Consider the following 26,417-nt stretch of genomic DNA (forward strand, 5'->3'; position numbering starts at 1 on the left):
TTTGTCAGAACAGGTTGCCACGTCCGGCGATCAGCTTGTCGACAAGCAGCACCAGGAAAACATCAACCACAATTATGAAGACGGAAAGCGCCAGAGTCGCAGGATCCAGCGACGACACTGTTCGACTGTACATCCAGATGGGCAACGTGCTGACATCAATCGTGTACATGAAGAAGGTGACGGTGAATTCGTTGAAACTTATTATGAGCGCAAAGATCAAACCGGCGAGAATGCCGGCTTTCATCAGCGGGATGACAACATCCCAAATCGCCCGTAGTGGCGACGCGCCGAGTGAAATCGCGGCTTCTTCGATTTCGACGCTGATGCCATTCATGGCGCTCAAGCAGTTGCGCAAGACAAACGGCAATACAAGCGCAATATGCGGAATCGCAATTCGCCATATGCCGAGATCCAGTTGCAGACTTTCGGCAATGAGGAGAAAGGCTATGCCCAGCATCACCAATGGAAACACCAAGGGCAAAGTGAATAGCAGTTCCATGCCTTCACGCAAGTTTCGGCCGCTGCGCGCCAGCGCATAGGCAAGCGGAACACAAACCAGTGTTGAAATGACCATCACCAAAAACGCGACCAGGAGGCTCGTAATGGTGGAATCGACGACCGATTGCGCGCTGGATGGGTCCTCGTTTGTGAACAGCTGCAAGACTTCGAAATACCAGCGGAACGAAAACTCCGTGGGGGGAAAACTCGAATATTCGGATGCGGAAAACGACATGATCGTCACAACGATCACCGGCAGCGCGGAAATGAGAATTCCAATGCTTGCCAGAAAAAGAACCACGAACCGGTAGGTTCCACCACCCTCTGTTGGGAGAAGTCCGACCCGCATCAACTGGATTCCTTTGCAGTTGTCGTCAATCGAACCAGCCAGGAAGAGGCGACAAGAACGATCAGTGTCAAAACAATGAGGATCATTCCGGCAGCGGCAGCGCCCGACCAGTTGAACAGGGGAGAGATCATGTCGCGTATGACCAAGCCCATCATCTGTACGCGGCGTCCGCCAAGAAGCAAAGGAATGGCAAAAGCGCTGGCGTTGAACGCAAAGACAATGGAAGCTGCCCCGACAAGTCCAGGTCGTAAAAGGGGGACTGTAACGTCCCTGAAGGTGCGCCAATGTCCGGCCCCCAAGGAACTTGCTGCCTCCAGGTATTCCGGTGAAATGGCTCTTACAGCTCCGACGATCGGAAAGACAGCAAGCGGTAAGGACGTTTGCACAAGCCCCAGCAAAACGCCTGTCTCGTTGAAAAGCAGAAACAACGGACGTTCGATAATCCCCATTGCCTTAAGGGTCGAGTTCAGGACACCGGATGGGCCAAGTAGCAGGATCCAGCCATAGGCTTGGACCAAGAGGTTCAAGATGAGCGGTAGAAGGATGGAAATTGTCAGCAACCGCCTGAAAAACGAGCTGCGTAACGATGTCATGACAAAGGCCAGCGGCACTGCGAGAACCATCACGATAATCGTCGCGATAAACGCCAGTTTCAGGGTCAGCCAAACGGATCTGCCGAAAAACGGAGTCATCAAATCCCGATAGGCCTGGATCGATAGTCCTTCAATTGTTCCCTGTTCAGCCGACAGCGAAAAACGCAGTATGTAGAAACACGCTCCCAGAAACGGAAGAATGGCAATAAATGCAGGCGCTGCGAACAGCAGCGCCTGTTTCTTTGGAAGAAATTCAGTCGACACGATTGAGGGTCACTTAAATCCTTGCCTTCTAAGACAAGGTTTGTTGATAGGTCGCAATCCACTTTTCCCGAACGTCAGCGACAAAGGCTTTGTCATGTACAACGGCTTTTTCGCTTAACTGTTCAGGCTTGATGATAAACGGACTTGCCTTTGCCGCTTCACTCATCACGGCCTGCTGGTTGATCGGCCCGTTTAGGACGGCCTCGGCCATCACGCCTTGAACCTTGTCGTCTAGAGTGTAGTTGATGAAAGCATGCACTACGTCGTCGTCACCTGGTTTGGATTTCGGCACGATCGTATACATCAGATCCGCGAAAAAGCCTTCGTCAAGGTCGTAGGTTGCCCCCATGTTGGACTCTGCCGGATTGGCAAGTTCTTTGGCAAAAAATGCTGGTGCGTATACGCCGCCAATGTCGAGGGCGTCGGATCGGAACAGTTCCGAGATCTGGCCCGGATTTTCTCCAAAGGTCAATATGCTGCTTCTCAGTTCAGCAAGCTTGGCGAAGGCTTCTTCGGAGTTCGTTCCATCTCCGCCAATCATCTTACCTGTTGCAAAAATCGTATCCAGCGCATCTGTCCAGGTTGCTGGTGGCAGGAACAGGCGACCAGCGTGGGCTGTATCCCACATTTCTGCATAAGACTTCGGTGCTTCCTTGAAAGTTTTCGTATTGTAGATCATGCCACCGGTCCAAAGCAGGTAACCGATGCCGTGACCTTCCGCACCTGAACGGAAGCGCGGATCTACTTTTTCAAGATTTGGCAGCATGTTGAGGTCGGGTTTTGCCAACAGACCGTCACCGGCAAGTTCAACCGCACCCACGCCGGCCAGCGTAATCACGTCGTATTGCGCCTTGCCACCAGAAGCCCTGAGTTTTGCGACCATCTCCGAGGTTGAACCGGTTCGGTCGGCAATGACTTTTGCGCCCGTCATTTCCTCAAAGGGTTTTGCTATGTTCTCAAGAATTGCCAGTCCGGTATTGTCGGACCAGGTCAAGAGCCGGATTTCCTTGCCGCTGAAATCGCTTTTACCGGCGGCTGTTACAACTGAAGGCATCGCGAGTGTTGCTGCAGTAGCAGCACTTGCCTTCAGGATGCCTCGTCGGGTTAGTTTGAAAGTCACGGTTCCACCTCTGATTTTCGGTCTTATGCGACCGCTTCGAATTATCTGAGGTAAGCTCCGGTCTTGTCGTTTGCATTAACACTTCATTGAATCGAATTTTTCTTGCAAAAAAATACAAGCTTCACGATTTGGATGAAAAAGTATGCACGACTGAACTGCTTTTCATCAGATTGGCTCAGAAGTGATCAAAGTCATGGGTGGCGAACAGCTCGTCTCACCGCGTGTTCCTGCCAAATTTATGAGGATATTTGGTCACATAGCAGGACAGGTTGAGGGCGAGGCGCTCCGGCCCGAGCAGTCCGCCTTTTTCAGAAATAGATACGTTCATATTTATCCATGTTTTGATTGATAAGTTTCCATTTGAAGGAGGCTTGCGCGAACTATGGTCGTTTTTGCGCGCTTTCAACAAGCGTGCAGGCACAAATTCACAACGCAAGCGTGGCAACTTCGAAATTGAATCTGAATCTTATCGACACAGCCACGCCTCCGATCCCGGAGGCGACAGATTGGTTGTCGGCATATGACGGACGGTTGGGTCCAGTTCTCAATTTGAGTCAAGCGGTTCCAGGTGACCCGCCGCCGTTGGTGTTTTTGGAAAAGATCGGATTGGCTGCAAGTACTACAGAGGCAACGCAGTACGGCGACATCTTCGGTGACGATCGACTTAGAACCGCTTACGCTGCAAATTGCTCCAGTCTGTTTAAAGCTCCGATTGATTTTGAAGAGGTTGCAATTACCGCAGGCTGCAACCAGGCATTCTTTGTCTCAATCATGGCGCTTGCCGCAGCTGGCGATGCCATCCTTTTGCCGGTCCCCTGGTATTTCAATCACAAGATGACCCTTGATATGCTGGGTATCGAGGCGAGACCCCTGCCGTTGCATGCTGAAAACGGCTTCTTGCCAGATGTGCAAGATGCCGCAGAGCTGATTGACAACAGTGTTAAGGCCATTGTCCTCGTGACGCCCAACAACCCCACGGGAGCCGTCTATCCATCTGGCTTGATTGAGGCTTTCTTCAATCTTGCCCATGAAAAAGGCATCAAACTGATCCTGGACGAGACTTATCGCGATTTTCTGATTGACGATGCTGCCCCTCATGGTTTGTTCAAGGATCGACGTTGGCAGGACACACTCGTAAGTCTTTACAGCTTCTCCAAAAGCTACGCCATTCCTGGGCACCGCCTCGGCGCTTTGACCGCGTCCAGGAAAGTGCTGCGTGAAGTTGGCAAGATCCTTGATTGTGTTCAGATTTGCCCGGCACGGGCGGCACAGATATCTCTACCCTGGGCCATGGCGAACTTGGGTGATTGGCGCGCTGAGATCAATGCACAAATCGCAGAGAGGGCAGCAGCCTTCCGCAAGGCACTTGCTCATCATCCTGCTTGGAAGATCGAGCAAATCGGTGCCTACTTTGCCTATGTCCGTCACCCCTTTTCTGATGTTTCAGGGGCCAGGGTCGCTGAGTGGTTGGCCGGGAGCTGCGGCGTCCTGGCCCTTCCAGGCAGCTATTTTGGACCTAGCCAGGACCAGTATTTGAGGTTTGCCTTCGCAAATGTCAGTTGTCGAACCATTGAGCAACTGCCAACCAGGCTTGAGGCCTTTTCACGTGCGGCATCCGATACCTGCGCCAACTAAGTGGACCGGATCAGTCGCAAAGGGACGACTTGCTGCTACCCAACTCAAATTCCTCGGTGAAATGTTGAAGTGATGGTTGTCAAACGTTTTTTGGTACGATGTGCCCGCAAACAGATACACGGTATCTGTGTGCGGAAAACTGGGCAAACGTAAGCTATTGCTGACGCACAATTATTCCCGGTTGGGCCTGCCTGAGGATGAGGGCCCGGTTGCCGCCCTGGAAATCAACTGATTGGCACATACGGGACATCGCACCATGTCGGACGTGACATCCGCATCCTTATTATATTGAAAATCTAAATTCTGATTCTGTTTTTTATCCGTTTATTCTGAAATGAAGAGATTGTACCAAACCTGCAAATACAGAACGCAGGAGCAAACCCATGAAGTCTATGTCTCTGAACAGCTATGGTGCGGACTCGGTTTTTGAACTGGCCGAGATCGATAAACCCGTGGCGAAACCGGGCCATGTCCTCGTCAGAATTGCCGCCACCAGCGTCAATACTGTTGACACCATGATCCGAAACATGGGCACGGATCTCCCTCTATCGCCAGCCCTGCCTGCCGTTCTGGGCATGGATTTTGCCGGTACAGTTGAAGCTGTGGGCGAGGGCGTCGCAGGGTTTGAAGCAGGCGATGAGGTCTATGGATGTGCAGGCGGTCTGTTGGGACTTCAGGGAACTCTTGCGCAATACATCTGTGCTGACGCGCGCTTGGTCGCGCACAAGCCAAAAGCGCTTTCGATGCGCGAGGCAGCGGCGCTGCCTCTTGTCGGGATCACCGCCTATGAGGGTTTGACCCGGGCCAATGTGTCAAAAGGGCAGAAGGTTCTGATCCAGGGTGGTGCAGGCGGTGTCGGTCATGTTGCTGTGCAATTGGCCAATCACATGGGTGCGGACGTGACAGCCACGGGTACCGGAACTGCGCAATTGACGCTGATCTCCGATCTCGGAGCACGTCCGGTTGACTTCATGACCGCGAAAACCGCTGATGTTGTGGCAGACAATACCGGCGGCGTTGGATTTGATGTGGTCTTTGACACCGTGGGCGGTGCCAATATGGCCAACTCCTTCGAAGCAGCGAAACTCAACGGTCACGTATCTTCAACCGTCGCGCTTTTGGAGATTGACCTGACACCCGCGCATTTCAAGGGACTGTCGCTGCATGTGGTTTTCATGCTGTTGCCGATGATACACGATGTGGGCCGCGAAGTTCATGGCTACATCCTCAAATCCCTTGCTGAAGCTGTGGATGCTGGCGCGGTGAAGCCCGTACTGGACGAGAAGGAATTCGGATTTGCCGATGTCAACGAGGCCTATGCACGTCTCGAGAGTGGGCAAGCAATCGGCAAAGTTGTCATCGAACTCTAGCTTCCTGATAAGACAGTGGTGTGCTGGCCGTATCTGCGATGCGGTTGCCGGCAAAAACAACACTAGAACATACGGGCATTTCAGCACATCTGCCTGTCAACGACACAGCAGGAAGGTGCTTTTGATGGCCAAGATCATTGTTTACTACGCGCATCCTGGCCAGACATTCAGCCGGGCGAACCGCGCAATGGCGAAGCGGTCCAGCAACATCGAAGGCATTACTTTTGTAGACCTTTATGCGGAATATCCGCGTCATGATATTGATGTCGGCAAGGAACAGACGCGCCTTCTGGAGCACGATGTGATCGTGTTCCAGTTTCCACTTTATTGGTATTCCACACCAAGTCTTTTGAAGGAATGGCAGGATCTCGTGCTGCAGCACGGTTTTGCCTATGGCCACGGTGGTGACAAGCTTGCGGGTAAGACTTTGCTTCTGGCTATCACAGCCGGCGGCTCTGATGAGGCCTATACACGAGATGGCTATCAGCAGCATACGATGCGCACGTTCCTGACGCCGCTCGAGCAGACAGCTGGACTGTGCCAGATGCGTTTTCCACCGCCTTACGTGCTGTTTGGTGCACTGAAGGCGGGCGAGGGCGCTGAACTGACACATCACATCGATGGGTATGTCGAGCTCCTGACCCGGATCCGGGATGACAAATTCAAGCTAAAAGATGCAACCGCTGAAGAGCTTACTTGCGCCAGCGACATTCTTAGCCTCAGCGAGGAGTGATGCATGACCGATTTTCTGCTTCTGGCCTTTGTTTTTCTGGTCGCCGGTGTGGTTGCTGTGCCGATCGCTTCGCGGCTGGGTCTGGGCTCCGTTCTCGGATACCTGATCGCCGGCATTGTCATCAGTCCACTTTTGGCCACGCTGGGCGTTGATGTGATCTCCATTCAGCACTTCGCTGAATTCGGCGTTGTGATGATGCTGTTTTTGGTGGGTTTGGAACTGGAACCCAGAATGCTCTGGAACATGCGCGCCAAGCTGCTTGGCCTAGGCGGCCTGCAGGTAGGGGGCACAACAGTTTTGGTCATGGGCGTGGCCATGATCCTGGGGCAACCGTGGACCATTTCGCTTGCGATAGGCCTTGTGCTTGCGCTTTCCTCGACAGCAATTGTGCTGCAGACTTTGAATGAAAAGGGTTTGATGCGTTCCAACGGTGGACAATCAAGCTTTTCGGTCCTGCTGTTCCAGGATATCGCGGTCATTCCAATGCTGGCATTTGTCCCGCTGCTCGCCATGCCGGAGCTCATGGATTTGGCAGCTGGCGGGGGCCATGGAGCCGGCGCACATGTAGCCGATGGGCATGGCGGCAGTCACGCAAGCGACCATGGGCAAGGGGACCACGGCGCGTCCATAAGCCTGGTGGATGGCTTGCCGGGCTGGCAAGCTGCTCTGATAACCATCGGCGCGATCGGAGCCGTGATCCTTGGCGGTGTTTATCTGACGCGTCCGCTATTCCGATTTATCGCCATGGCAGGTCTGCGCGAACTGTTTGTTGCCGCAGCTCTGATGTTCGTTATCGGAATTGCACTGCTGATGACACTGGTGGGGCTTTCGCCTGCTCTGGGCACCTTTCTTGCGGGCGTGGTGTTGGCCAACAGCGAATATCGTCATGAATTGGAATCCGATATTGATCCGTTCCGTGGCCTGCTTTTGGGCTTGTTCTTCATCACTGTGGGCGCAGCGATCGATTTCGAGTTACTCCTCGGCAATTTAGCTTCGATCCTGGGCATGACTTTTGGGCTTATTGCACTCAAATCTCTTGTTCTATTGGCGCTGGCTTGGATGTTTAAGCTGCAAGGGGCGGACAAATGGCTCTTCGGGCTGGGGCTTGCGCAAGCCGGTGAATTTGGTTTCGTTCTCCTGTCCTTCACGGTTGCCAATGATGTTATTCCTCAGAACCTGGCGGATCAGCTGTTGTTGATTGTGGCTCTGTCCATGCTGCTGACGCCGGGGCTGTTTATCCTCTATGAGAAGGTCATTGCGCCACGTTTTGTGAAAACGCAGGAACGTGATGCGGACCAGATCGATGAAGTGGGAGAGGTGATCATTGCAGGTCACGGCCGTTTTGGAGGGATCGTCAACCGGATGCTGCGCGCAACGGGCTACTCCACCACCGTTGTCGACTACAATGCCGGCCATTTGGATATGTTGCGCAGCTTTGGCTTCAAGGCGTTTTTCGGAGATGCAACACGCCCCGATTTGATCCACGCAGCCGGTATTGAGAAGGCGAAGCTTCTGATCGTTGCCATCGACGGCAAAGAGCAGATTAACGCACTGGTCCATTACGTACGCGAAAACTATCCCCACGTGCCTGTCATCGCCCGCGCGGTTGATCGGCAGCATGTTTATGATCTCTTTGCTATGGGCTGCGTTGAAATCATTCGTGAAACATTTGATTCCAGCGTGCGTACAGGGCGTTCTGCGTTGGAGCGGCTTGGGATGCACCCATTTGATGCCGAACTGGCGGCGCGGAAATTTGCAGAGGACGACCGTCATATCCTTAAAGAGATGGCGCTTGTTCATGATCCCAAGATACCGGTCAGTCAAAACACCGCTTATATCGAAAAGTCCAAAACTCTCATGAAAGAGCGTGAGGAGCAGATATTCGGGAAACGCGACGTTTTTGATCTCAGCACCGACCGTGGCTGGCATCCGCCGACCGAAGAGGATCTGGAAGCGATACTTGCGGACCACGAGGCGAAGGCGCCGTAAGGTGCTCTTCGCAAACACGCCCCTATGAATGTTTCGGGACAGGCTGGAAATCCGCGTCGGCCGGGATGATCGCTAATTATGATAAAAAACAGAATTATGAATTCAATTTTAGTCCGTTTAATTATGATTTCGATAAAATAAGTATGTGGTCAGGCACAATAACCGCATACTGATAAGGACTAGCTGTCATGTCGCAGACTTCCCTACACCACGCCCGCACCATTGAGCGGCCTTCGCGTGAGGCGATGTTGCAACGCGCGCCTTCCGTTCAGCGTTTCTGGACCGAGAACAAAGAACTTTTCGCCAAAGCCTGGTCCGAATGGGACGGCGGCCACAACAGCGGATCTCCGGCGCTGGATAGCTCGATCTTCGATCCGCGTCTACGCGATACCATTGAGGCAGCGTGGATCGATCCGACCAAAGAAAACAAGGTCAAAGAGCTTTGGAAAGAAGTCTTCCCAGGCGTCTATCGCACGCAGTTTTTCAATGTAGACCAACTTCACACTCTGCGCGCTTATATGGATGCGGTCGGGGAGGCTGAGATTCCCTTGCGCCCACCCTATGGCATCGTCCTCAATCGTGGCGGCGCCATGCTTGATCCTCGCTCAGAGGGCTATCTTGCCGCACCAACATTCCAGGCGTTCTATCAGGAGCTGATGAACCGGTACATGCGTCCCGTATCACGTCTGTTGTTTCCAGATGTCGTCGGCTTCGACACACAGACATTCGGATTCTCAATCCAATGGCAGGAGAATAAGGACACGTCTTTGCGGCCGCACTCGGATGCTTCGGCGGTAACGTTGAACATCAATCTGAACCTACCCGGTGAAGACTATTCCGGTTCTGCCGTCAGTTTCATTGATCCTGCCACCCGCCGGATTGAAAAACTCACGTTTGAACCCGGAACAGCATTGATCCACCACGGTAGCGTGCCCCATGCATCGGAGCCCATTACCAGCGGCGAACGCTTCAACTTCGTTCTTTGGCTTTACGGAGATCATGGGCAGCTACCGATCGAAGGCGCGTCTGTGCCCAAAATTGAACCCACGGAACGCTGGAGCTTGCCAGACGTCAAAAACGATGGTTTTGCGCCCTTTTAAGCTCTGAATCTCGAAGAATCGCGGAGCGGCTAAATTGCTTCGCGATTTTTCGGTTGAGGCTTGCGGTTTTCCCGACCAGACGGTCCTGGTGCAGGACGTCAGGCATGGCCGGCAAAGCGGCGTTTTATATTTGATACTTCAATCAGCGCTACGCTCAGTGGCTGCCATGGTCACTGGACTTTTCGGGTAACTCACTTTCCCAGGGTGGGTTTTTACCGATCTTGGCGATGAGGAAATCCATGAATACCCGCACCTTGGGGGAAAGCACGTTGGATTTCGGATAGATCATCCATAATACATTTTCTTCAGCGGCTTCATAATCGGGCAGAACGCGCTTGAGCAGTCCCGAAGACAGTTCCTCGTGAACGCTCCAGAGCGCGTTCATCGAAATACCAGCTCCTGATATAGTCGCCTGCTTTTGGCTTAGCCCGTCATCCATGATCAGTTGGTTCTTTTTGTCTCCGTATTCGAACATCGCAATATCGCCCTGAGTGGATTTGAGGGGCCTGGGATCCAGATGCCCGAACGCAATGAGTTTGTGATGCGCCAGATCAGAAGGGGTTTCGGGTGTCCCATATGCGTCGAGATAAGATGGAGACGCACAAAGAATGCGTTTGCCGTCCGCCAGCTTTCTTTTTTTGAGGCTCGTTTCGGACAATGGAGCAAAGCGAAGCGCAAGGTCAAAGCTGCCCTCGGTGAGATTGAACGGAAGGTCCGAGAGGCGTAAATCCAAAGAAACTTCAGGGTACTGGGCCAGGAACTCGTGCAAGATGGGGGCGATGTACATCTGGGCAAAGGTACTCGGTGCCGTAAAGCGCAGCGTGCCGGTCGCATTCGCCGACCCATGACCCAGGGCAGCAAGGGCTGCCTCTTCCTGAGCAATTATTTCCCGTGCAAACGGCAGGAGATCCGATCCTTCGACGGATAAAGATACCTTGCGCGTGGTTCGGTGTAGCAGTTCTGAACCCACCCTGTGTTCAAGTTTGGAAAGCTTCGCGCTGGCAACTGCAGGGGCCATGCCCAGCTTTCGACCTGCCGCGCTGATGTTCAGTAACTCGGCTGCGAGGATAAACAATCGCAGTTCATCTGTATCAATGCCCATTATATCAAATTTCCGAATTCTGAATACTTTAATAGCCGCTTTATTTGTTAAATACCAGAAGTCATAACATAAACAAACCCGCGTCACGCTCGACACCGATAGCCCCAAATCGTTTTCAACAGTCCCCACACCTTTGGTGCAGGGCAACAAAAGAAGGAAGCCCCATGAAGTACGAGAATTTTCAGACGTTCACAGTTGACGTTCAGGACTCGATTGCGACCGTGACTTTTGACTTTGGTACTGTGAACGTACAGGGGCAGGAGATGTTGGCGGATCTCAACAGCCTTGCCATGCGTCTGGAGCGCGACCGGTCAGTGAAGGTTGTTGTTTTCCAGTCGGCCAATCCTGAGGTCTGGGTATGTCACTATGACACCGAGCTGCTGAAGGACATGTCGACCGAAGCAGTGTCTCGCGATGAGGCACAACTCCTGGATCTTCAGGCTGTGTGTGAGCGCATCAGCAAAGTTCCTCAGGCCACGATTGCGAAGATCGAAGGATTTGCGCGCGGCGGTGGCCATGAGCTGGCGCTTGCTCTCGACATGCGGTTTGTTGCGCGCGGCAAATACAAGTTCATGCAAATGGAAGTCGGGATGGGCATCCTGCCCTGCGGCGGGGGCGCGTCACGCATGGCCCGCCAGACCGGGTTGGGCAAGGCGCTTGAGATCATCCTCAGCGCGCAAGACTATGACGCGGACGATGCGGAACGTTTGGGTACAATCAACAAGGCACTCGATCCCGATGAGATCGGTCCCTATGTGGATGCCCTTGCAAAGCGTATCGCCCAGTTCCCTGCCGAGTCGATCAATGCCTGTAAACAGATGGTGTATGAATCCATCGACCGCCCGATCCAGGATGCGTTGAAGGCCGAGGCCTATTGGCTTTATCAGGCCACCAGCAAAACACCTGCGGTCAAGCGCTTTGGCATTGCTGATGAGCAGGGCCTGGAACATGACATCGAAAATCAGCGCAAATGGGGTGAGCTCGTCATGAAAGTCCAGGAAATCAATTGATCTGGAGCGGAAATGTCTTGGCCACCACGTCTCGTGGTGGCCAGCGATTTATTGCGGCCTTGCAAATACCTTTGGCGAACAAAACCCAAACCTGTTTGAATTAATTGTGCTTTGGGCTGAACGGGCACAAAACAATTGGAGACCGAGATGTTGGACAGGGTTTTATTCCAAATTTCTTGCGTTGCCTTCGCGGCCCTTTTGAGCCCCGCCAGCTTGCACGCCCAGGCGTGTGGAGATCCCCAGACACCCTGTACCATCGAAGGTGGAAGCTATCATGTGATCTATCCTGAAGTGCCCGAGCCTTTGGGAATTGTGATGCATTTGCATGGTGGTGGCAGCACTGGTGCCAGCGCACTCAAGTCTGGTCTTGCGGGAGAGGCGCATTCGCGCGGCTATATTTTCGCTGCTCCAAATGGCGAGCATCCCGAAGCGCGATGGACGAAGGATTGGTCGGTCCGCGCAGACAACATGGAATTTGAGCGCGACGACGCAGAGTTTCTCGCCAGGGTTCTGACCGATATCCGGTCCAACACAGATCTCTCAGAAGCGCCGGTTCTACTGTCGGGATTTTCCCGCGGAGGATCCATGGTTTGGAATATGGCATGCTGGCAACCAGAGTTTGCTGATGCCTACGCACCTCTGGCAGGTGCTTTCTGGGAGCGGCTGCCAACGCGCTGTATGCAACCTGTGTATCTCTTTCACACTCACGGCTGGACGGACAGGGTTGTTCCCCTGGAGGGCCGATCATTCTTTGACGACACGGTTGTTCAGGGAGACGTATGGGCATCCCTCAAAGTTCTGCGCGAGATCAATGGTTGCGGCAAACGCCAACCGGAAACGAGCACTTTTGATGGTGAACTCTGGCTGAGGCACTGGACCGACTGCGATGCCGGACGCATTGACTTGATGTTGCACAAGGGAGGGCACAGTGCACCTGAAGGGTGGGGACCGCGCATGTTGGACTGGTTTGAGGAATTGGAGCTTCGCTGAGGCTTCCTGATAACCTTAAGCCGTTTGACGGAATGTCAAATTGATCCTCGGTTCTTTAACGCTTTTCATTGGCGGCACTCGATGAAGCCAATAGTCCTGGGTTTCCCCTTCCATGACAAGAAGATCGCCATGCGCGAGTTGGACCTCCAGAGTTCCCTTGTCAGCCTTGTTCTTGAACACAAAACGCCGCGTCGCGCCAAGCGATAAAGATGCAACGGGTGTTTTCTCTCCATCGCTGTGCCAACCCAGGCCTTCCTCACCTGAATGGTACAGATTCAAAAGACAGCTTTGAAATTTATGGCCACAGATCCGTTCCACGAGCTCTTTCAATTCGAGTAATGCGGGCACCCAGTGAAATACGCGCCGTTGGTTTGAATGACTGGGCGCATCGCCATACCAGGCAATTTTTCGCGCCGTGACAATATGTTTGCCGGCAAAATAATACTCGTCGTTGCGCCACTCAATATCAGACATGAGGCTGGCCAGAGCTTTGTCGGCACCTTCATGCGAGAGAATGGTGCCAAAGAAATTTGCGGTGCCGCTATGAGGCAGAATATTTCTTGGCCCAAAATCTTCGTGTGCAAAAAGATCCATCGTCGTTCATGTGTCCTCAAGCAATGTAGTGGGGAGACAGGATAGCGCTGAGCAGGTCAAAGAGCTGCCGCGCTATCCTGCTGAAGTCCTTATTGAACCTCTTGCTTTTGATCCCATGCACCAAGTTCGACTTTGTCTACTTCAAAGCAAACGTTTCGGTGCGCTTATTTTATGGCTTCAACAGACCTTCGGGCTGTGGCCACCGCCAAAATCGCCTCAGGGTGAGACTGGTATGCGGCGTTCAGACCATCGCGAAACGGGCCAGACTTCGCGTCCAGCAAACTGCGACATTGGTTGCCGAAGGCTTTCGTTTCTTCATCTGAGATGGGTTTCTCGTCCGCGAGACGCTGGTCAATTGAAACGATCGTGTCCCGAAGTGGCTTCAGCCAGGCAAAAGCGCCATCTTTTGTGACGCGATCAAACAATTGTAGCGGGCTTCCATTGAAACCGGTTTGTTCCGTTTGAAAGGTCAAGAGATGCTTATGCACTGCTTGCAGGGCTTTCGACACGTGGTCCAGCCCGGTTGATTGCGATACCTGTGTAGTCATCAACTGGATCTCCGATTAAGGGCTGAGAGTGGGGACAGATCCTTGAGCTGTCTCCACGGTTTCACCTTAGATGGGATTGTTGCTGACCGAGTACCATTGCAGGGAGCGCATACCACATATTCGCGCCATATCCCTTTGAGGCTTCGGTCTTTGGCCAAAGATCGCTGTCCAGCCTCGCGGCAAAGAGATAACGCCCTTGTTTTCACGAAGAGAATTCAACGCAAAAAACGTTAGTTGTTGCGGGTGAGGGCAAGGTTGGGATCGCCGGCGCGGGTAAGGTCCTGAACGATCTTCGGGTTGCGCATGTTGAGGGTTCTGGAGAAGGACGTTACAGCTGACAGGCGGCCAAAAATGGGCAGCACTCGACGACAGCGTTTCACCTCACGAATTTCCTTGGCTAACTGCTCGTTGCCTGCCAGGGCGGGTTGCGGCCGATGTGCTTTAGAAGGAAGTCCATGAAGACCTTCACCTTCGCGGAAAGGACGTTGGTGTGTGGATACATGAGCCAAAGGACGGTTTCCTCAGCCATGCGATAGTCCGGCAACACTCTGACGAGGTTGCCTTCGGCGAGGTCGCGGGCCACGCTCCAAAGCGAGTTTGAAGAAATACCGCTTCCAGCCAGAGTGGTGAGTTTCAGAGCCATGCCGTCGTCGACAACGAGGCGGTTGGACGAGCTTTGCGGTTCAAAAATACCTTTTTCACCCGATTGCGACACAAGCTCACGAGGCGATGCGTCCTGGAACCCTATCAGATGATGTTTCTTTAAATCATCAGGTGTTGCAGGTGTGCCAAAGACTTCAAGATAAGCCGGCGATGCACACAGTATCCGTGTGTCATCCGCCAGCTTGCGGCCTTTCATGCTGCTGTCACACAAAACCGCGTTGCGGAGTGCGAGATCAAAACTGCCCTCAATCAGATTGAGCCGGATATCGGACAATCTCAGATCGAGTTTGACGTTCGGATTAGCTTTGAAAAACTCCGGCAGGATTGGCGCTATGTAGAGCTGGGAGAAAGTGCTGGGCGCTGTAAATCGAAGCGTCCCTGCTGCTTGTGCGTCTCGCTGACCCAGTGCTGCACGAGCCGCATCTTCCTGGGCGACGATCTCCCGCGCATAGGGAAGAAATTCAGACCCCTCGAGCGAGAGCGAAACCTTCCGTGTCGATCGGTGAAGGAGATCTGCTCCGATGGACTGTTCCAACTTGGCAAGTTTTGCACTTGAGACAGCTGGAGCGAACCCAAGATCACGCCCGGCTGCACTGATATTCAGTTTTTCGGCAGCCAGAATGAAAAGACGCAGACCGTCTGTTTCCAAACCCATTATATTCAAATCCCGAATTCTGAAATGGGATCTTCGCAATTAATTTTGCAAATGACAATGGTTATGTTCCCGATAGAGGAAAAGGAAGCAAGAGCGCAGCAAGCAAAGCGAGATGGCGATGACCCAGACTGCCACAGTCAATTACCATGTACATAAGCCGGAACAGCAGGCCTTTCACCTGGACGCGGATGGCATTAAGGGAAATCTGATCTCTCCCGAACTGCGGTCCACGGACATTGCTGTCCTGGATGCCCGAGAAGGCGACATTTCAGTGTCATTTGACAAGGATTCGGTCACCTTCGCCGACGCACCGACCGTGGTGAACTTTTCCGCAGAAAGAGCACTCTGGGAAAAAACATATGACACAGAGCTAACCGAACTTCTCAAAACCAAACTTGGGGCAAAAGAAGTCATCATATTTGACCATACAATACGAGTTGACGATCCAAATGCCGTCCGTCCCCCGGCACGCAATGTTCACAGCGATTACAGCGAAGACGGTGCAAAACAGCGTCTGATCGATATCCTGGGTGGTGATCAGGCTGCCGAGTGGAGCAAAGACCACTACGCCTTTATCAATGTCTGGCGCCCTGTAGATAATCCGATCAACAGCGCGCCCCTTGGTTTCGTTCGACCTTCCAGTCTCAATGAAACTGACTGGGTGCTGCTTGATCTTATCTACCCGGACAGGAAAGGCCAGATACTCGGGCTTGTTGCCAATCCGGACCATGAATGGATTTATCAATCCAGGATGACTCCAGATGAAGTCGCAATCTTCAACATCTACGACAACTGTGGTTTGCCTTCGATTGCCCATAGCGCCCTCGATATGACCGAAGACGAAAGCGTTCACACAATCAGGAAGAGCATCGAAAGCCGAACGCTCATTAGATACTGATTGAGAGACACGAGACATGCCGGACGGAGCAAACCTTTCAGACTTTCCGATAATCAATCGGGGATACAATTCGGTGTTTTCGCCAAACCGATTGAGCATTGGCCTCGTGGTGCCAATCGAAGGCTATGCGATTGGTGCCAAGCCGACGATGGCGAAGCATATCGAGATGGCGCAACTGGCGGAATCTCTCGGCTTCTCCGCGCTTTGGTTACGCGATGTCCCGTTCGACGTGCCGTCGTTTGGAGATGTGGGGCAGATGTTCGATCCGTTTGTCTATCTCGGCACGCTTGCGGCGCTTACCAACGATATCGCTCTTGGGACTGCCAGCATCATCTTGCCGCTTCGTCATCCGGCTCATATAGCCAAAGCAGCAGCAACAGCAGATGTGTTGTCCAATGGACGTTTGATCCTGGGTGTCGCGTCGGGAGACCGCCCAGAAGAATATCCAGCTCTCAATATGAGCTTTCCTGACCGGGGAGCCCGGTTCCGCGATAGCTACCGCTACATTCGTGCCCTGGCAAATGATCGTCCGCGTTATGAGGGTCACCAGGGTGTCTTGAACGGAACCATGGACATGTTGCCCAAACCTGTCGGAGGACGCATCCCCATGCTGATCACCGGAGGCAGCCAGCAATCACCCGACTGGATTGCCGCTCACGGAGATGGATGGGTCACCTTTCCGCGTGACGTCACCTCTCAACACCGTGTCATCAGTGAGTATCGAAACCGCCTTGCCAAGGGGGAGGCGGAAAACAGACCTGTGATGCAGTCTCTGTATGTGGATCTTTTGGATGACCCCAAAGCCAAACCGCGTCCCATTCATCTGGGCTTCCAGTCCGGTACTGAATTTCTGAAAAACTACCTGTCAGACCTTCAGGACATTGGCGTCAATCATGTTGCGTTAAACCTTCGTTTGAACGCGAAAGACACAAAAACAACACTCAAACTCTTGGCAGAAGAGCTTCTGCCCGACTTTGGAATTAGAGGAAATCTTTCATGAGCAAAACCATTCTCATAACAGGTTCGACAGATGGTATTGGGCTTTTAACAGCCAAAAAGCTTGCAGCCATGGGTCACAAGGTTCTCTTGCATGGCCGTAGCAAACAAAAGTTGGAAATCGCATTGGCTGAGGTCGGTGGGACTGCTGAGGCTTTCGTCGCCGACCTTTCCAAAATGGAAGACGTCGAGGCACTGGCAAGGGACATCATTGCGAAATACGAAACCCTCGATGTGCTGATCAACAATGCAGGTGTGTTCAAGGTTCCCAATGCGGTGACAAAAGACGGGTTCGATTTCAGGATCATCGTAAATACCGTTGCGCCCTATCTCCTGACCAAGTTGCTTTTGCCGATCATTCCGATCGAGGGGCGCGTTGTTAACTTGTCTTCTGCTGCACAGGCCTCTGTCGACCTCAATGTATTTACCGGTAGAGCGTCCTTGAGCGACAGCGAAGCTTATGCACAAAGCAAACTAGGCCTGACCATGTGGTCAATGCATCTTGCGAAAACACTCGGCAAGGACGGACCAGCCATTATTGCCGTGAACCCTTCTTCGTTCCTGGCCAGTAAAATGGTGAAGGAGGCTTATGGGGTGAAAGGCAATGATCTGAACGTTGGTGCGGATATCCTGATCAGTGCTGCATTGAGCAAAGAGTTCTCTGATTCTTCCGGCCGTTATTTCGACAACGATCAAGGTCGGTTCGCCAATCCGCATCACGATGCCTTGGACGCTCACAAGAACCAGCGTGTCGTCGCCGCCATTGAGTCAATGCTAACCGGGTTTCTCGCGTCACCAAGAGCATGACTTTTCTTTGCTGTGATTGATCCGTTCCGAACGCCAAGTCAGCAGCACTCTCACCCGAGTGGATCTTCAGCCGTCGCAACATGTCATAGAATTCGACGGCTGATCCTTGCAGTGAATTGGTTGCACGAGCGAAGTTTATACCATTTCAAATACGTCGAGGCTGAACACCAAACTTCCAATTTTCAGAACGTTTCCGTTCCCGATTTTGTCCGCATGTACGGAGTAAGTGAGCTCGAATTCTATTTCGGACATAGTCTCACCATTCAGGTAGCCGCCAGCCAGGGTAGCTTTGTTCCCTGGAACCGGATCCAGACCCGGTTTTTATTATTTCGGAAATCAGAACAGATCTTGCACGGCCGGCGACAGGGCCGAATGCTCGAAGAGCAGACCCATATCCAGAAGATCCTGCTTGGTGTTCGCGCCGTGGAAGTTTTTCAGCACCACCTCGGCGACACCCTCAATCTTGATCGTAAGATCGATGCCGGAGCGCTCTGCAGTCAGCTGGCTAATATCTTCGAAGTAGAGTTTTCCGCCCCCTCTAAGACCGTGGAGCTCGTCCAACTCTCCGTCAGAAACAAAAACAAAGCTATCAGCTGACGGGTCCCAGTCTGTGATCTTGTCGAGTCCGGTTCCATCGATATGGAGGTCTACACCTGCATCTCCCTGCAAGGTATCGTTCCCAGCACCACCAAAAAGCTGGTCGTTGTCTGCGCCGCCGCGTAATTCATCATTCCCGGTGTCGCCGAATAGTTTGTCGTTGCCCGTACCACCGCTCAAAAAATCCGCGCCCCAGGAGCCTCGGATCGTGTCGTTGCCGCCACCTCCTTGCGCCTTGTCGACATCACCGCCGCCGTAGATGGTATCGTTGCCTTCACCGCCATTGAGCTGATTTTTACCTGTTCCTCCGTGGAGGAAATCGTCACCATCTCCGCCGTTCAGCTTGTCATCAGCCCATCCGCCGTAAAGCGTGTCATTGCCGTCTTGACCATGAAGTTCATCAGCGCCAGCCTCCCCATAAAGCCGGTCATCTTGATTTCCGCCGAAGAGCAGATCGTTCCCGGTGCCGCCGTAAAGATGATCGGCGCCATCGCCACCGTTCAGCAGGTCATCCCCCCAAGAACTCCAAATCGTATCGTTGCCACCCCCGCCATATGCTTTGTCGGCATCTCCTCCGCCATAAATTGTGTCATTGCCTTCGCCGCCCTGAAGCTGGTTCTTGCCCGTGCCACCGTAAAGGCGATCGTTACCATCACCGCCGTTGAGCGTGTCGTCAGCCCATCCGCCATAGAGCGTGTCATTGCCGTCCTGGCCATAAAGAGCATCAGCACCGGCCTCACCCTTCAGCAAATCATCTCCAGCTTTTCCGTAGAGCTGGTCGTCGCCTGCTCCCCCGAGGAGGAGATCGTTGTGGTCGGTACCCTGGAAAACGTCGTCTCTGTCTCCACCGAATTGGCGGTCACCCGTGATTGCCAGGCCGTTCAGGTCCTGATCGCGCTCAGTGCCGGCGAAGGCTTCACCGTCATTGTTGTCGACGGAATGCACGACACCGGCCGCGCCGGGCTTCAGCAGATTTGCAAAACGTACGTCGTTCTTTGGGTCGTCGCCCGTCAGTGTCAGTGTGAAATCATGTTTGTGAGGCTTGTCTTCCGTGCCCACCTGGAACAGGCCACTATTGATGACAAGTATCCAATCGGCGGTCAGTGAGAGGTCCTTGGCGTCTTCGACAAGCAGCTCGCCGCCATCGATGATGATGCCTTTCACCCGCGCATTCTCATTCAGAACCAGCCGATCATCCTTGCCGATGACGACAATATCCTCCATGCGCGGTTTGCGGCCCTGCCAACTGGCGTTGCTCGACCAACGGTCATCTCCGCTGGAAATCTCTGACGTGACAGAGGTTGACTCTGGTTTTTCTGGAATTGGGAGGATGTAAGGATCGAAGACTGTTGTGTCGGCATCCTGTGGTGCGTTGTTACCGCTCGCATTGTAAGCCCCGGAATTCTTGATATGCAGTTGGAATTCGTCACCGTAATTGTCTTTGGCAACCCGCGTGTCCGGAACATTCGGCACGCTCTCCCCCACGTCGGCGACGGCTTTTACATACAGGGTGTCTCCGTTCCTAAAATAGGCCGTGCCGTCTGCGGATTTCAGCGCGCCCAGACCACCAACCTGATCTGCGCCCCGGACAGTTAACCCGGTGGGCAGGTCAACAAATTTGTAATAGACCGCGCTGCCCTTTTTCATGTCGCGTAGTTCTACGTCGATCACATTCGGCAATCCGTCAGGATAGCGTACGGTGTAGTGGTCGAAGCCGGTGCCAGACGTCTGTCCACGGTCCTCTATTGCGACAAGGTCGAGGTAGACATTGTTGCCGCCGGTATCTTCGTTGAGCAGAAGCTTTGCACCGTTGTCTGAACGTTCGATCTCCAGCTTGACGCGCTTTCCAGCACTTGTGTCGAACCGCTGGATGCCAAAATCGACGTTGCCGCTGTTGACCCACAAGTTCTGCTGGCTGTCGAAACGGGCATTTCCCAGTGCGTTGAAACCCGTTGTTCCCTGTTCCAGGACATCGATCCGGTCACCTGGAAAGCGATCGATGATTTTTTGGGTGATCGACGCTCCCCGGGTTCCGGCGAGGCTGCCATCCAGATCAACCAATGCGAATGTTGCTGCATTTGTGTCTTCTGGTGATCTGTTTCCCGGCCCCAGGAACCGGTCCATCCGGTTGTGCCCGGGCGTGTCGTCTTCGAAGGTCAGGTCCTTCGTTGAATTGTTTGTCCGTCGGTGAAAGCCGCTTCCGGCCAGTAGCGCGCTGTCCTTGTCATTGGTAAACCCTGCGAAATGCACGCCGTCGAGCGCGACAGGTGAATCGTAGAATTGGTGCCCCCGCACCCCTTCACCGGAAGCCGCTCCGAACTGACTGGACCCAGAGCTTTCACTGTCGCTGTCGTTCGTCACGTTCTTGGAGCGACCGACGAACAAACTGTCTTTCACCAGATGACGACCTGCCAGGAAAGAACCGGATTTGTTATCTGCAAACACGGAATTGTCGATGATCACGCCGCTGGTGGATCGCGTCCAGATGCCCTGATCGCCTGACTTATAGGTCGTGAAATCCTCGATCAGAAAGTCGCCCTTGTAGTGGGAATCGGAGAATGTGCCGTTCGCTTCATTGATCGATTGTGCGTGGGCGAGACCGTTCACGCTGTTGCTGTGGGATGTATTGTCGTCGAAGACGCCGTGAATCCTGTGCTTGGGTGCGTATCCCTTGTAGTCATCAACGGTCGCGGACGTGCCCATCACCTTGTCCTGATGGGTGAACCAGATGCCGGAATTATCCGAACCGGCGGCGTGATTGCCCACCATATGATTCTGCGGGTTTGTCAGCCAGAACGTGGAAACGCCGGTAAAGTCTGACTTGTGTGACGCTCCGGCTGCCGTCTCCGTCTGCCGTGTCACAAAGCCCAGATTATCCTTCAGGACGTTGCCGAATTCGGACCCGTCTTCCAGGAAATAACCATGCCCGATGGTGTCAAAGACGACATTGTCTTCGATCCAGGCATTCTGGATACCGTGCAGCGTAATGCCCTTGTTGAAAGAATGATGGACTGAACTGTTCTCAACATACTCGCCTTCGACATTGCCATTCATATGCCAGTGAAGCGGGTAGCGGCCCATCAGACCCTTTTGTCCCATGAGGTAAAATTCAGCGCCTGAGATATGCATCTCCGCGCCGTTCATAACCATGGTGTGGCCACCATAGCCGTCTGCCTTACTGTCCTCATCGCCTTGAATTTTCACATTGCGGCTGAGAAGACCAACTTCAGCGCGTGTGTCGACAGTCCACTCCCTATAGTCCGCGCCTGACTTGCCGTTGTCGTAAGTCTGCTTCTCGCCGAAGTGCGTGTATTTCAGAGGTGCATCAAGCGTGAGCGTGGTCGTGCCGTTTGCATTGACGGTTACCTTTTTGATGACCGCTTCTTCGGCTTCATGCGCGTCCTGGCTTGTTGATGCCAGAGCGACCCTGTCTCCCGCTTGCCACTTGGTCTTGCCGGAAAGGGTGAGAAACGAGGATCCGGCCTCCGCCGTTTTGGCGAGCTGGACCCAACTCTCCTTCTCAGCATCCTGAGCATGGATTTCTATTCGGCTGCCCTGACCCATGGCCATAAGAAAGGCGTTGTTGTCCTTGATTGTCGGCATCATTTTCTGGCTATCCCCGCGGAAGGTGACACCAAAGAAACTCGGGATCACTCAGCCGATACGTCGCTCTTTGGTGCTTACGTAAGTCCTTAGCCGATCAGAACAAAAGCTCTGACCCTGCCTGTATCTCAGCGATAACGCTTCAAAAATAAGGGGATTTTTCGAATTTTTCTTGTTTTTATTGTGTAATCAAAATAAGCAACTTTAAATAGAAAGTATCGGCATTTTTACGTGGAAATCTCTCGTGAATTATTCCCAGAATATTTAAAAAATGGTTGTGTTTTTCCAGTAAATTAGTCAGCTAAGTTTCTTTGAAACTAAGCGCTAGTCTACCGTTATGAAGACAGTCACCTATTCTATTCTCTAAGCCGCAAAGCCGCTCTTGGTTTGGCTTTGGAGAGAGGAATGTCGCCTTTACTTCGTCTTGGTGCTCGGCAAGCCGAGTGACAATGGCCGCACATGATGATCCGTCAAAGCGTCTCGATCGAAATGCATAATCCCGGTGGAATGCCCAGGTGGTCACCGCGATATTCGTTGGATACTTCCACTTTCCAGCCCTCTAAACTTCGAGTGTAGTGTCTGCATCTGGCAGTGTTTGGGCGGAGCCTCTAGGGCGAGAATTGTTCCACCTGGGCGCTATGCTCTTCAGATCCCCCTGGAATGATAAGTGGTGGTGCGTTGGCGCGATCGAATTGAGTTCAATCACCGCAAAGCTCCGGGATCTTGTTGAGTTTGGATTCCAGAAAATCGGTGAAGGCGCGCACACGCGCCGAAGGCAATCTCGAGGGTGGGCGGACAGCAAACACTTTCCAAAAGGGTGAGACGGAATAGCTACCCAGTACAGGCCTCAATGCGCCGGCAGCCAGTTGATCAGCAATTTCCCAGGTGCATTTGCGTGCAATGCCAAGGCCGGACAACGCGGCTTCAGTAATCGCTTCTGCGCTTGTGCTAGAGAAATTGCCGCTGGTTTTTATGTCGTGAACCGTTCCGTCAGGCGCTGCAAGCGACCAGGTTCGCATGTCTTCCCTTGCGAGGCAGTTGTGGGTCTTGAGTTCGTCCAGCGAAGAAGGAATGCCATACCTTTCAAGATAGCTTGGCGCTGCGACGAGGCGTCTCGGGCTTACGGCCAGCTTGCGCGCCTTGAGTGTTGAGGGCGCTAACGCACCGATGCGGATCGCTATATCAATTCCCTGTTCGACGATGTCTATGACAGAGTCGCTCATGGCGAGCTGTAGCGAAACACCAGGATGCCTGTCGAGGAACTCGGTCACGTGTGGCGCGATGTGCAGGCGCCCGAAAGAAGCGGAACAAGCAATCCGCAATTCTCCCTTGATATCTCGCGGATCAGGCTGAATGTCCGCAAGAGCTTCTTCAACGTCTCCCAAAATGCGCTTTGCATGCGCCAGGAAAATTTCACCATCGGTCGACAGGGACACTGCACGAGTGGTCCGGTGAAACAGCTGCGTTCCAACCGTTGCCTCAAGGGCTTGCAGACGCTGTGTTGCGGCCGTTGCAGACAGGCCGAATTCTGTGCCCGCCTTGCCGATTGCCCCCAGCGCCGCCACGCGAACAAACAATTCAAGCGATTTGAGATCGATGGACATTATTTGTTTTTTCCAAATAGTAATTTTTATTTTCTGCGGATTATTAATGGTTTCTGGAGCCTATTTAAAGGAGGAGACATCAAGACGGCGTCTTTGCCGTACAAAAATCGGGATTTTCACGATGCGCTTCTCCATCCTGGCTGTCGCCTTGGCCGTCTTCGGTGCGCTTGCTGTACCTCTGGCCGCTTCACAAGGCTCCCAATCGTCGGAGACGGTCGTGGTAGTGCCACGCGAAGCAGTCGCCTTTCAACCCTTGAACCCCGCTCGTGGTGATGCCGGTCCGCAAGCTGGGGTCTTGTGGGGCGACATCCGAGAAGACGTTCCAACCGGAACCATTATCCGGTTCCAACCAGGCTTCAGTTCTCCACCTCACATACACAACATCACGTATAGAGCCGTGGTCATCAGCGGAGCGGTGCACAATGACGATCCCTCCGCGGAGCTTATGTGGATGGGCCCGGGGTCGTTCTGGACCCAGCCTGCCGGAGCAACGCACATCACAGCCGCGCGTGAAGATGTGGGACTTTCCAGTGCATTTCTGGAGATCCAGCAAGGCCCCTATCTCGTTCAGCCAAAGGACCGGGCGTTTGCAAATGGCGAATTTCCGGTCAACGTTGAAGCAGACAACATTGTCTGGATCGATGCAGCTGATGTGTCTTGGGTCGACGTACCGGGCACTTCGGCCGGATCGGATGAAGCCAAGATCGCGTTTCTGTGGGGAGATCTTTCGGAAGTCGGTAAAAACGGATCTTTCCTAAAGCTGCCAGCCGGGTTCGAAGGAACGATCACCGGCGGGAACGCTTGGCTGCGTGCCGTCGTTATTGAAGGATCCGCGACGCATCAGGTATCCGGTGCAAGCGAGGCCACACTACTCAACCCGGGCAGTTATTTTGGCTCTCAAGCAGCAGCGGTTCATGCGGTGACTTGCACCGGAAACGACCCATGCATTTTCTACCTGAGCGTTACGGGCAAGTACCTTGTGTCGCGCTCCTGAAGAATTCTGAGCACACTCAAGCGCCGCTAAGACAAATCGCGTGTTTCTGCCGAAACATCTCGTTCAATTGGAATGCCGCCATACCAGCGCAGTGCGAAGGGATACACTTGCATTCTTCTGAACCCGCACGTCGACCGATGACCTCCCGGTCCGTGAGCGAAGCCATCGCGCGCGAGGAAGCATCCGGCCTTGCCTATGTCTTCTGGGGACGGAACGCGGTTCTTTTCCTCCTGGCCGTATGGGTATCGCTCACGCTTCCTTTTGAACGTTCGTTGCTTTATGTGAGCGCGATCCTGGCCTTTGCACTCCTCGGAATTGTGCCGTTCGCGCTACGGCATCGATACTCCGAAAACAAACTTCTGGTGCTGGGGTTCATTTTCCTTGATGCGGCGGCGCTTAGTTTTGTTCTGATCGTTCCCACTCCCTTTGAATTTGAAGGTTGGACGCAGCAGATGAACCTGCGGACGCCTGCGTTCCTCTACCTCGGTGTTTTCGTCGTCAGCATGGCACTCAGCTACAAACCCGGGCTGGTGATCTGGACAGGGTTTGCTGCTGTTGGTTCCTGGACGCTTGGATATGTCTGGGTTGCGACAAGAGAAGGTGCCATCCCTTTCACATCGGGAGACGTGCTCGATGAGGGCATGGGTGCGGAGATAGCGCTCGCCAAGATACTTGATCCGAACGCCGTCGGTCTCGCCCGGCTATCGAACCAAGTGGTGTTTCTAATACTGATTTCGGTCATCCTTACGATCGTGGTGGTCCGATCGCGCGCACTTGTTCGCCGCCAGGTGGCCGCAGAAGCGCAGCGAGCGATGCTATCGCGTTACTTCTCGCCAAATATCGTCCGCGAATTTGCTGAGGGCCGTTGGGAGCCTGATGAGCCTGGCAACCGGCCCGTTGCAGTGCTTTTTGCGGACATGGTCGATTTCACGTCGATTTCAGAGAAGCTGCCGCCGCAGGACCTCATCGCGCTGTTGCGGACCTTTCACGGACGCCTGGCCAAGGTGGCCTTTGATCAAGACGGAACGATCGACAAGTTTATCGGTGATGCCGTGATGGTTCATTTCGGCACTCCACGCTCCCGGCCTGACGATGCTGTTCGGGCTCTGAGATGCGCCGCACAGATGGCAGAGACAATCAGGGACTGGAACGCGGAAAGGGAAGGGGTTGGCGACCCGCCGGTGGGTGTCGGAATTGGCGTACATTACGGTCCCGCCGTTGTTGGCAATATCGGTGATGAACACAAGCTGGAATACACGGTTCTTGGTGACACCGTGAATGTTGCCAGCCGGATGGAAAAGTTAACACGCAAGATCGGCACAGAGTTCGTCGTCAGCAATGAGTTGATTGCGGCCGTCAGGGCCAGCGCAGCGGATCCGTTTGATGTTGCGCCGGGTCTTTACAGGGCGGGCCACTATGAGATCCGCGGGCGTCAAGAGGCTGTAGACGTTTGGACGTCGCGCCCAGTGATTTGAATTGTTTGCAGATCAACAAATGAACAGCCATCCGGCTCACTTGGAAATTACGGGCAAAGTAGGTGCGTGGTTATGCGAAATGAAAAACACTTGTAGCGCTAAGTCTACCCTTGACGATCCCACCGAGATGATCAGGACTTGCACCAGGCTTGACGGGCAGACGACAGACCTGCAGTCGAAGAAAATTGTATGTGATCCCGCATTTTTCTCACAGTTTGGGGTGTTTTCCT

At 53.4% G+C, this 26,417-nt stretch carries 22 protein-coding genes; 12 read left to right on the forward strand and 10 right to left on the reverse strand.

All coding sequences use genetic code 11. The features are described from left to right. Positions 1 to 4: 4 nt before the first annotated feature. From FIV00_RS09180 to FIV00_RS09190, 3 genes are read right to left on the reverse strand one after another with little or no spacing between them, the layout of a single operon-like run. A complete protein-coding gene (locus FIV00_RS09180) occupies positions 5 to 847 on the reverse strand; it encodes an ABC transporter permease (RefSeq protein ID WP_152500468.1) in 843 nt (280 codons plus the stop codon). Continuing rightward, a complete protein-coding gene (locus tag FIV00_RS09185) occupies positions 847 to 1,704 on the reverse strand; it encodes an ABC transporter permease (protein ID WP_209006869.1) in 858 nt (285 codons plus the stop codon). Before FIV00_RS09185 ends, FIV00_RS09180 begins: the two co-directional genes overlap by 1 nt. Positions 1,705 to 1,732: 28 nt before the next feature. Continuing rightward, positions 1,733 to 2,824, reverse strand: coding sequence for a PotD/PotF family extracellular solute-binding protein (locus FIV00_RS09190; RefSeq protein WP_209006870.1), 1,092 nt, complete (start codon positions 2,822 to 2,824; stop codon positions 1,733 to 1,735). Positions 2,825 to 3,262: 438 nt separating this feature from the next. Here FIV00_RS09190 and FIV00_RS09195 point away from each other — a divergent pair, with 438 nt between their 5' ends. The 5 genes from FIV00_RS09195 to FIV00_RS09215 all read left to right on the forward strand — a co-directional run bounded on the left by FIV00_RS09195 (position 3,263) and on the right by FIV00_RS09215 (position 9,651). Then, the gene (locus tag FIV00_RS09195; RefSeq protein WP_152500469.1) at positions 3,263 to 4,459 is read left to right on the forward strand and encodes an aminotransferase; all 1,197 of its coding nucleotides are present in this window, start codon (positions 3,263 to 3,265) and stop codon (positions 4,457 to 4,459) included. 383 nt (positions 4,460 to 4,842) lie between these two features. Beyond that, positions 4,843 to 5,829 carry a zinc-dependent alcohol dehydrogenase family protein gene (locus FIV00_RS09200; protein WP_152500470.1) on the forward strand — a complete coding sequence of 329 codons (987 nt, stop codon included), beginning with the start codon at positions 4,843 to 4,845 and terminating at the stop codon, positions 5,827 to 5,829. A 124-nt stretch (positions 5,830 to 5,953) separates the two neighbouring features. Beyond that, a complete protein-coding gene (locus tag FIV00_RS09205; protein ID WP_152500471.1) occupies positions 5,954 to 6,562 on the forward strand; it encodes an NAD(P)H-dependent oxidoreductase in 609 nt (202 codons plus the stop codon). 3 nt (positions 6,563 to 6,565) lie between these two features. Beyond that, on the forward strand, positions 6,566 to 8,551 hold the full coding sequence (locus tag FIV00_RS09210; protein WP_152500472.1) for a cation:proton antiporter: 1,986 nt from the start codon (positions 6,566 to 6,568) through the stop codon (positions 8,549 to 8,551). 188 nt (positions 8,552 to 8,739) lie between these two features. Next, on the forward strand, positions 8,740 to 9,651 hold the full coding sequence (locus tag FIV00_RS09215; protein WP_152500473.1) for a 2OG-Fe(II) oxygenase: 912 nt from the start codon (positions 8,740 to 8,742) through the stop codon (positions 9,649 to 9,651). A 154-nt stretch (positions 9,652 to 9,805) separates the two neighbouring features. Here FIV00_RS09215 and FIV00_RS09220 read toward each other — a convergent pair whose 3' ends face one another. Continuing rightward, on the reverse strand, positions 9,806 to 10,849 hold the full coding sequence (locus tag FIV00_RS09220) for a LysR family transcriptional regulator (protein WP_209006872.1): 1,044 nt from the start codon (positions 10,847 to 10,849) through the stop codon (positions 9,806 to 9,808). Positions 10,850 to 10,917: 68 nt separating this feature from the next. Between FIV00_RS09220 and FIV00_RS09225 the strand changes: the two genes are divergently transcribed. Together FIV00_RS09225 and FIV00_RS09230 are read left to right on the forward strand one after the other, a co-directional pair. After that, entirely contained in the window at positions 10,918 to 11,763 is an 846-nt protein-coding gene (locus tag FIV00_RS09225; protein ID WP_152500474.1) for an enoyl-CoA hydratase/isomerase family protein, read from the forward strand. A gap of 147 nt (positions 11,764 to 11,910) precedes the next feature. After that, positions 11,911 to 12,753, forward strand: coding sequence for a PHB depolymerase family esterase (locus tag FIV00_RS09230; protein ID WP_152500475.1), 843 nt, complete (start codon positions 11,911 to 11,913; stop codon positions 12,751 to 12,753). Positions 12,754 to 12,768: 15 nt separating this feature from the next. Here FIV00_RS09230 and FIV00_RS09235 read toward each other — a convergent pair whose 3' ends face one another. The 4 genes from FIV00_RS09235 to FIV00_RS09245 form a co-directional block, all read right to left on the reverse strand. Then, on the reverse strand, positions 12,769 to 13,347 hold the full coding sequence (locus FIV00_RS09235; protein ID WP_152500476.1) for an alpha-ketoglutarate-dependent dioxygenase AlkB: 579 nt from the start codon (positions 13,345 to 13,347) through the stop codon (positions 12,769 to 12,771). 164 nt (positions 13,348 to 13,511) lie between these two features. Beyond that, positions 13,512 to 13,895: a hypothetical protein gene (locus FIV00_RS09240; protein WP_152500477.1), complete on the reverse strand. Its 384-nt coding sequence runs from the start codon at positions 13,893 to 13,895 to the stop codon at positions 13,512 to 13,514. A 230-nt stretch (positions 13,896 to 14,125) separates the two neighbouring features. Beyond that, entirely contained in the window at positions 14,126 to 14,275 is a 150-nt protein-coding gene (locus tag FIV00_RS29730) for a hypothetical protein (protein ID WP_173005925.1), read from the reverse strand. A 17-nt stretch (positions 14,276 to 14,292) separates the two neighbouring features. Beyond that, positions 14,293 to 15,213 carry a LysR family transcriptional regulator gene (locus tag FIV00_RS09245; RefSeq protein ID WP_209006873.1) on the reverse strand — a complete coding sequence of 307 codons (921 nt, stop codon included), beginning with the start codon at positions 15,211 to 15,213 and terminating at the stop codon, positions 14,293 to 14,295. 118 nt (positions 15,214 to 15,331) lie between these two features. Between FIV00_RS09245 and FIV00_RS09250 the strand changes: the two genes are divergently transcribed. Genes FIV00_RS09250 through FIV00_RS09260 form a run of 3 tightly spaced genes read left to right on the forward strand, consistent with a single transcriptional unit; the run spans position 15,332 to position 17,914 of the window. Then, complete coding sequence (locus FIV00_RS09250) at positions 15,332 to 16,111, forward strand: CmcJ/NvfI family oxidoreductase (RefSeq protein ID WP_152500478.1); 780 nt, start codon at positions 15,332 to 15,334, stop codon at positions 16,109 to 16,111. 16 nt (positions 16,112 to 16,127) lie between these two features. Continuing rightward, positions 16,128 to 17,111: an LLM class oxidoreductase gene (locus FIV00_RS09255; protein WP_152500479.1), complete on the forward strand. Its 984-nt coding sequence runs from the start codon at positions 16,128 to 16,130 to the stop codon at positions 17,109 to 17,111. After that, positions 17,108 to 17,914, forward strand: coding sequence for an SDR family NAD(P)-dependent oxidoreductase (locus FIV00_RS09260; protein WP_152500480.1), 807 nt, complete (start codon positions 17,108 to 17,110; stop codon positions 17,912 to 17,914). The genes FIV00_RS09255 and FIV00_RS09260 overlap by 4 nt, the downstream gene beginning before the upstream one ends. A gap of 336 nt (positions 17,915 to 18,250) precedes the next feature. On the opposite strand, the gene FIV00_RS09265 is transcribed toward FIV00_RS09260, so the two are convergent. After that, positions 18,251 to 22,117: a G8 domain-containing protein gene (locus FIV00_RS09265; protein ID WP_152500481.1), complete on the reverse strand. Its 3,867-nt coding sequence runs from the start codon at positions 22,115 to 22,117 to the stop codon at positions 18,251 to 18,253. Between the two features lie 695 nt (positions 22,118 to 22,812). Then, the gene (locus FIV00_RS09270; RefSeq protein WP_152500482.1) at positions 22,813 to 23,718 is read right to left on the reverse strand and encodes a LysR family transcriptional regulator; all 906 of its coding nucleotides are present in this window, start codon (positions 23,716 to 23,718) and stop codon (positions 22,813 to 22,815) included. A 121-nt stretch (positions 23,719 to 23,839) separates the two neighbouring features. Here FIV00_RS09270 and FIV00_RS09275 point away from each other — a divergent pair, with 121 nt between their 5' ends. Together FIV00_RS09275 and FIV00_RS09280 are read left to right on the forward strand one after the other, a co-directional pair. Beyond that, positions 23,840 to 24,712 carry a DUF4437 domain-containing protein gene (locus FIV00_RS09275; protein WP_152500483.1) on the forward strand — a complete coding sequence of 291 codons (873 nt, stop codon included), beginning with the start codon at positions 23,840 to 23,842 and terminating at the stop codon, positions 24,710 to 24,712. 137 nt (positions 24,713 to 24,849) lie between these two features. Further along, entirely contained in the window at positions 24,850 to 26,187 is a 1,338-nt protein-coding gene (locus FIV00_RS09280) for an adenylate/guanylate cyclase domain-containing protein (protein ID WP_209006874.1), read from the forward strand. Positions 26,188 to 26,417 lie beyond the last annotated feature (230 nt).

Source organism: Labrenzia sp. THAF82, from assembly GCF_009363435.1.
Lineage (GTDB): Bacteria > Pseudomonadota > Alphaproteobacteria > Rhizobiales > Stappiaceae > Roseibium > Roseibium porphyridii.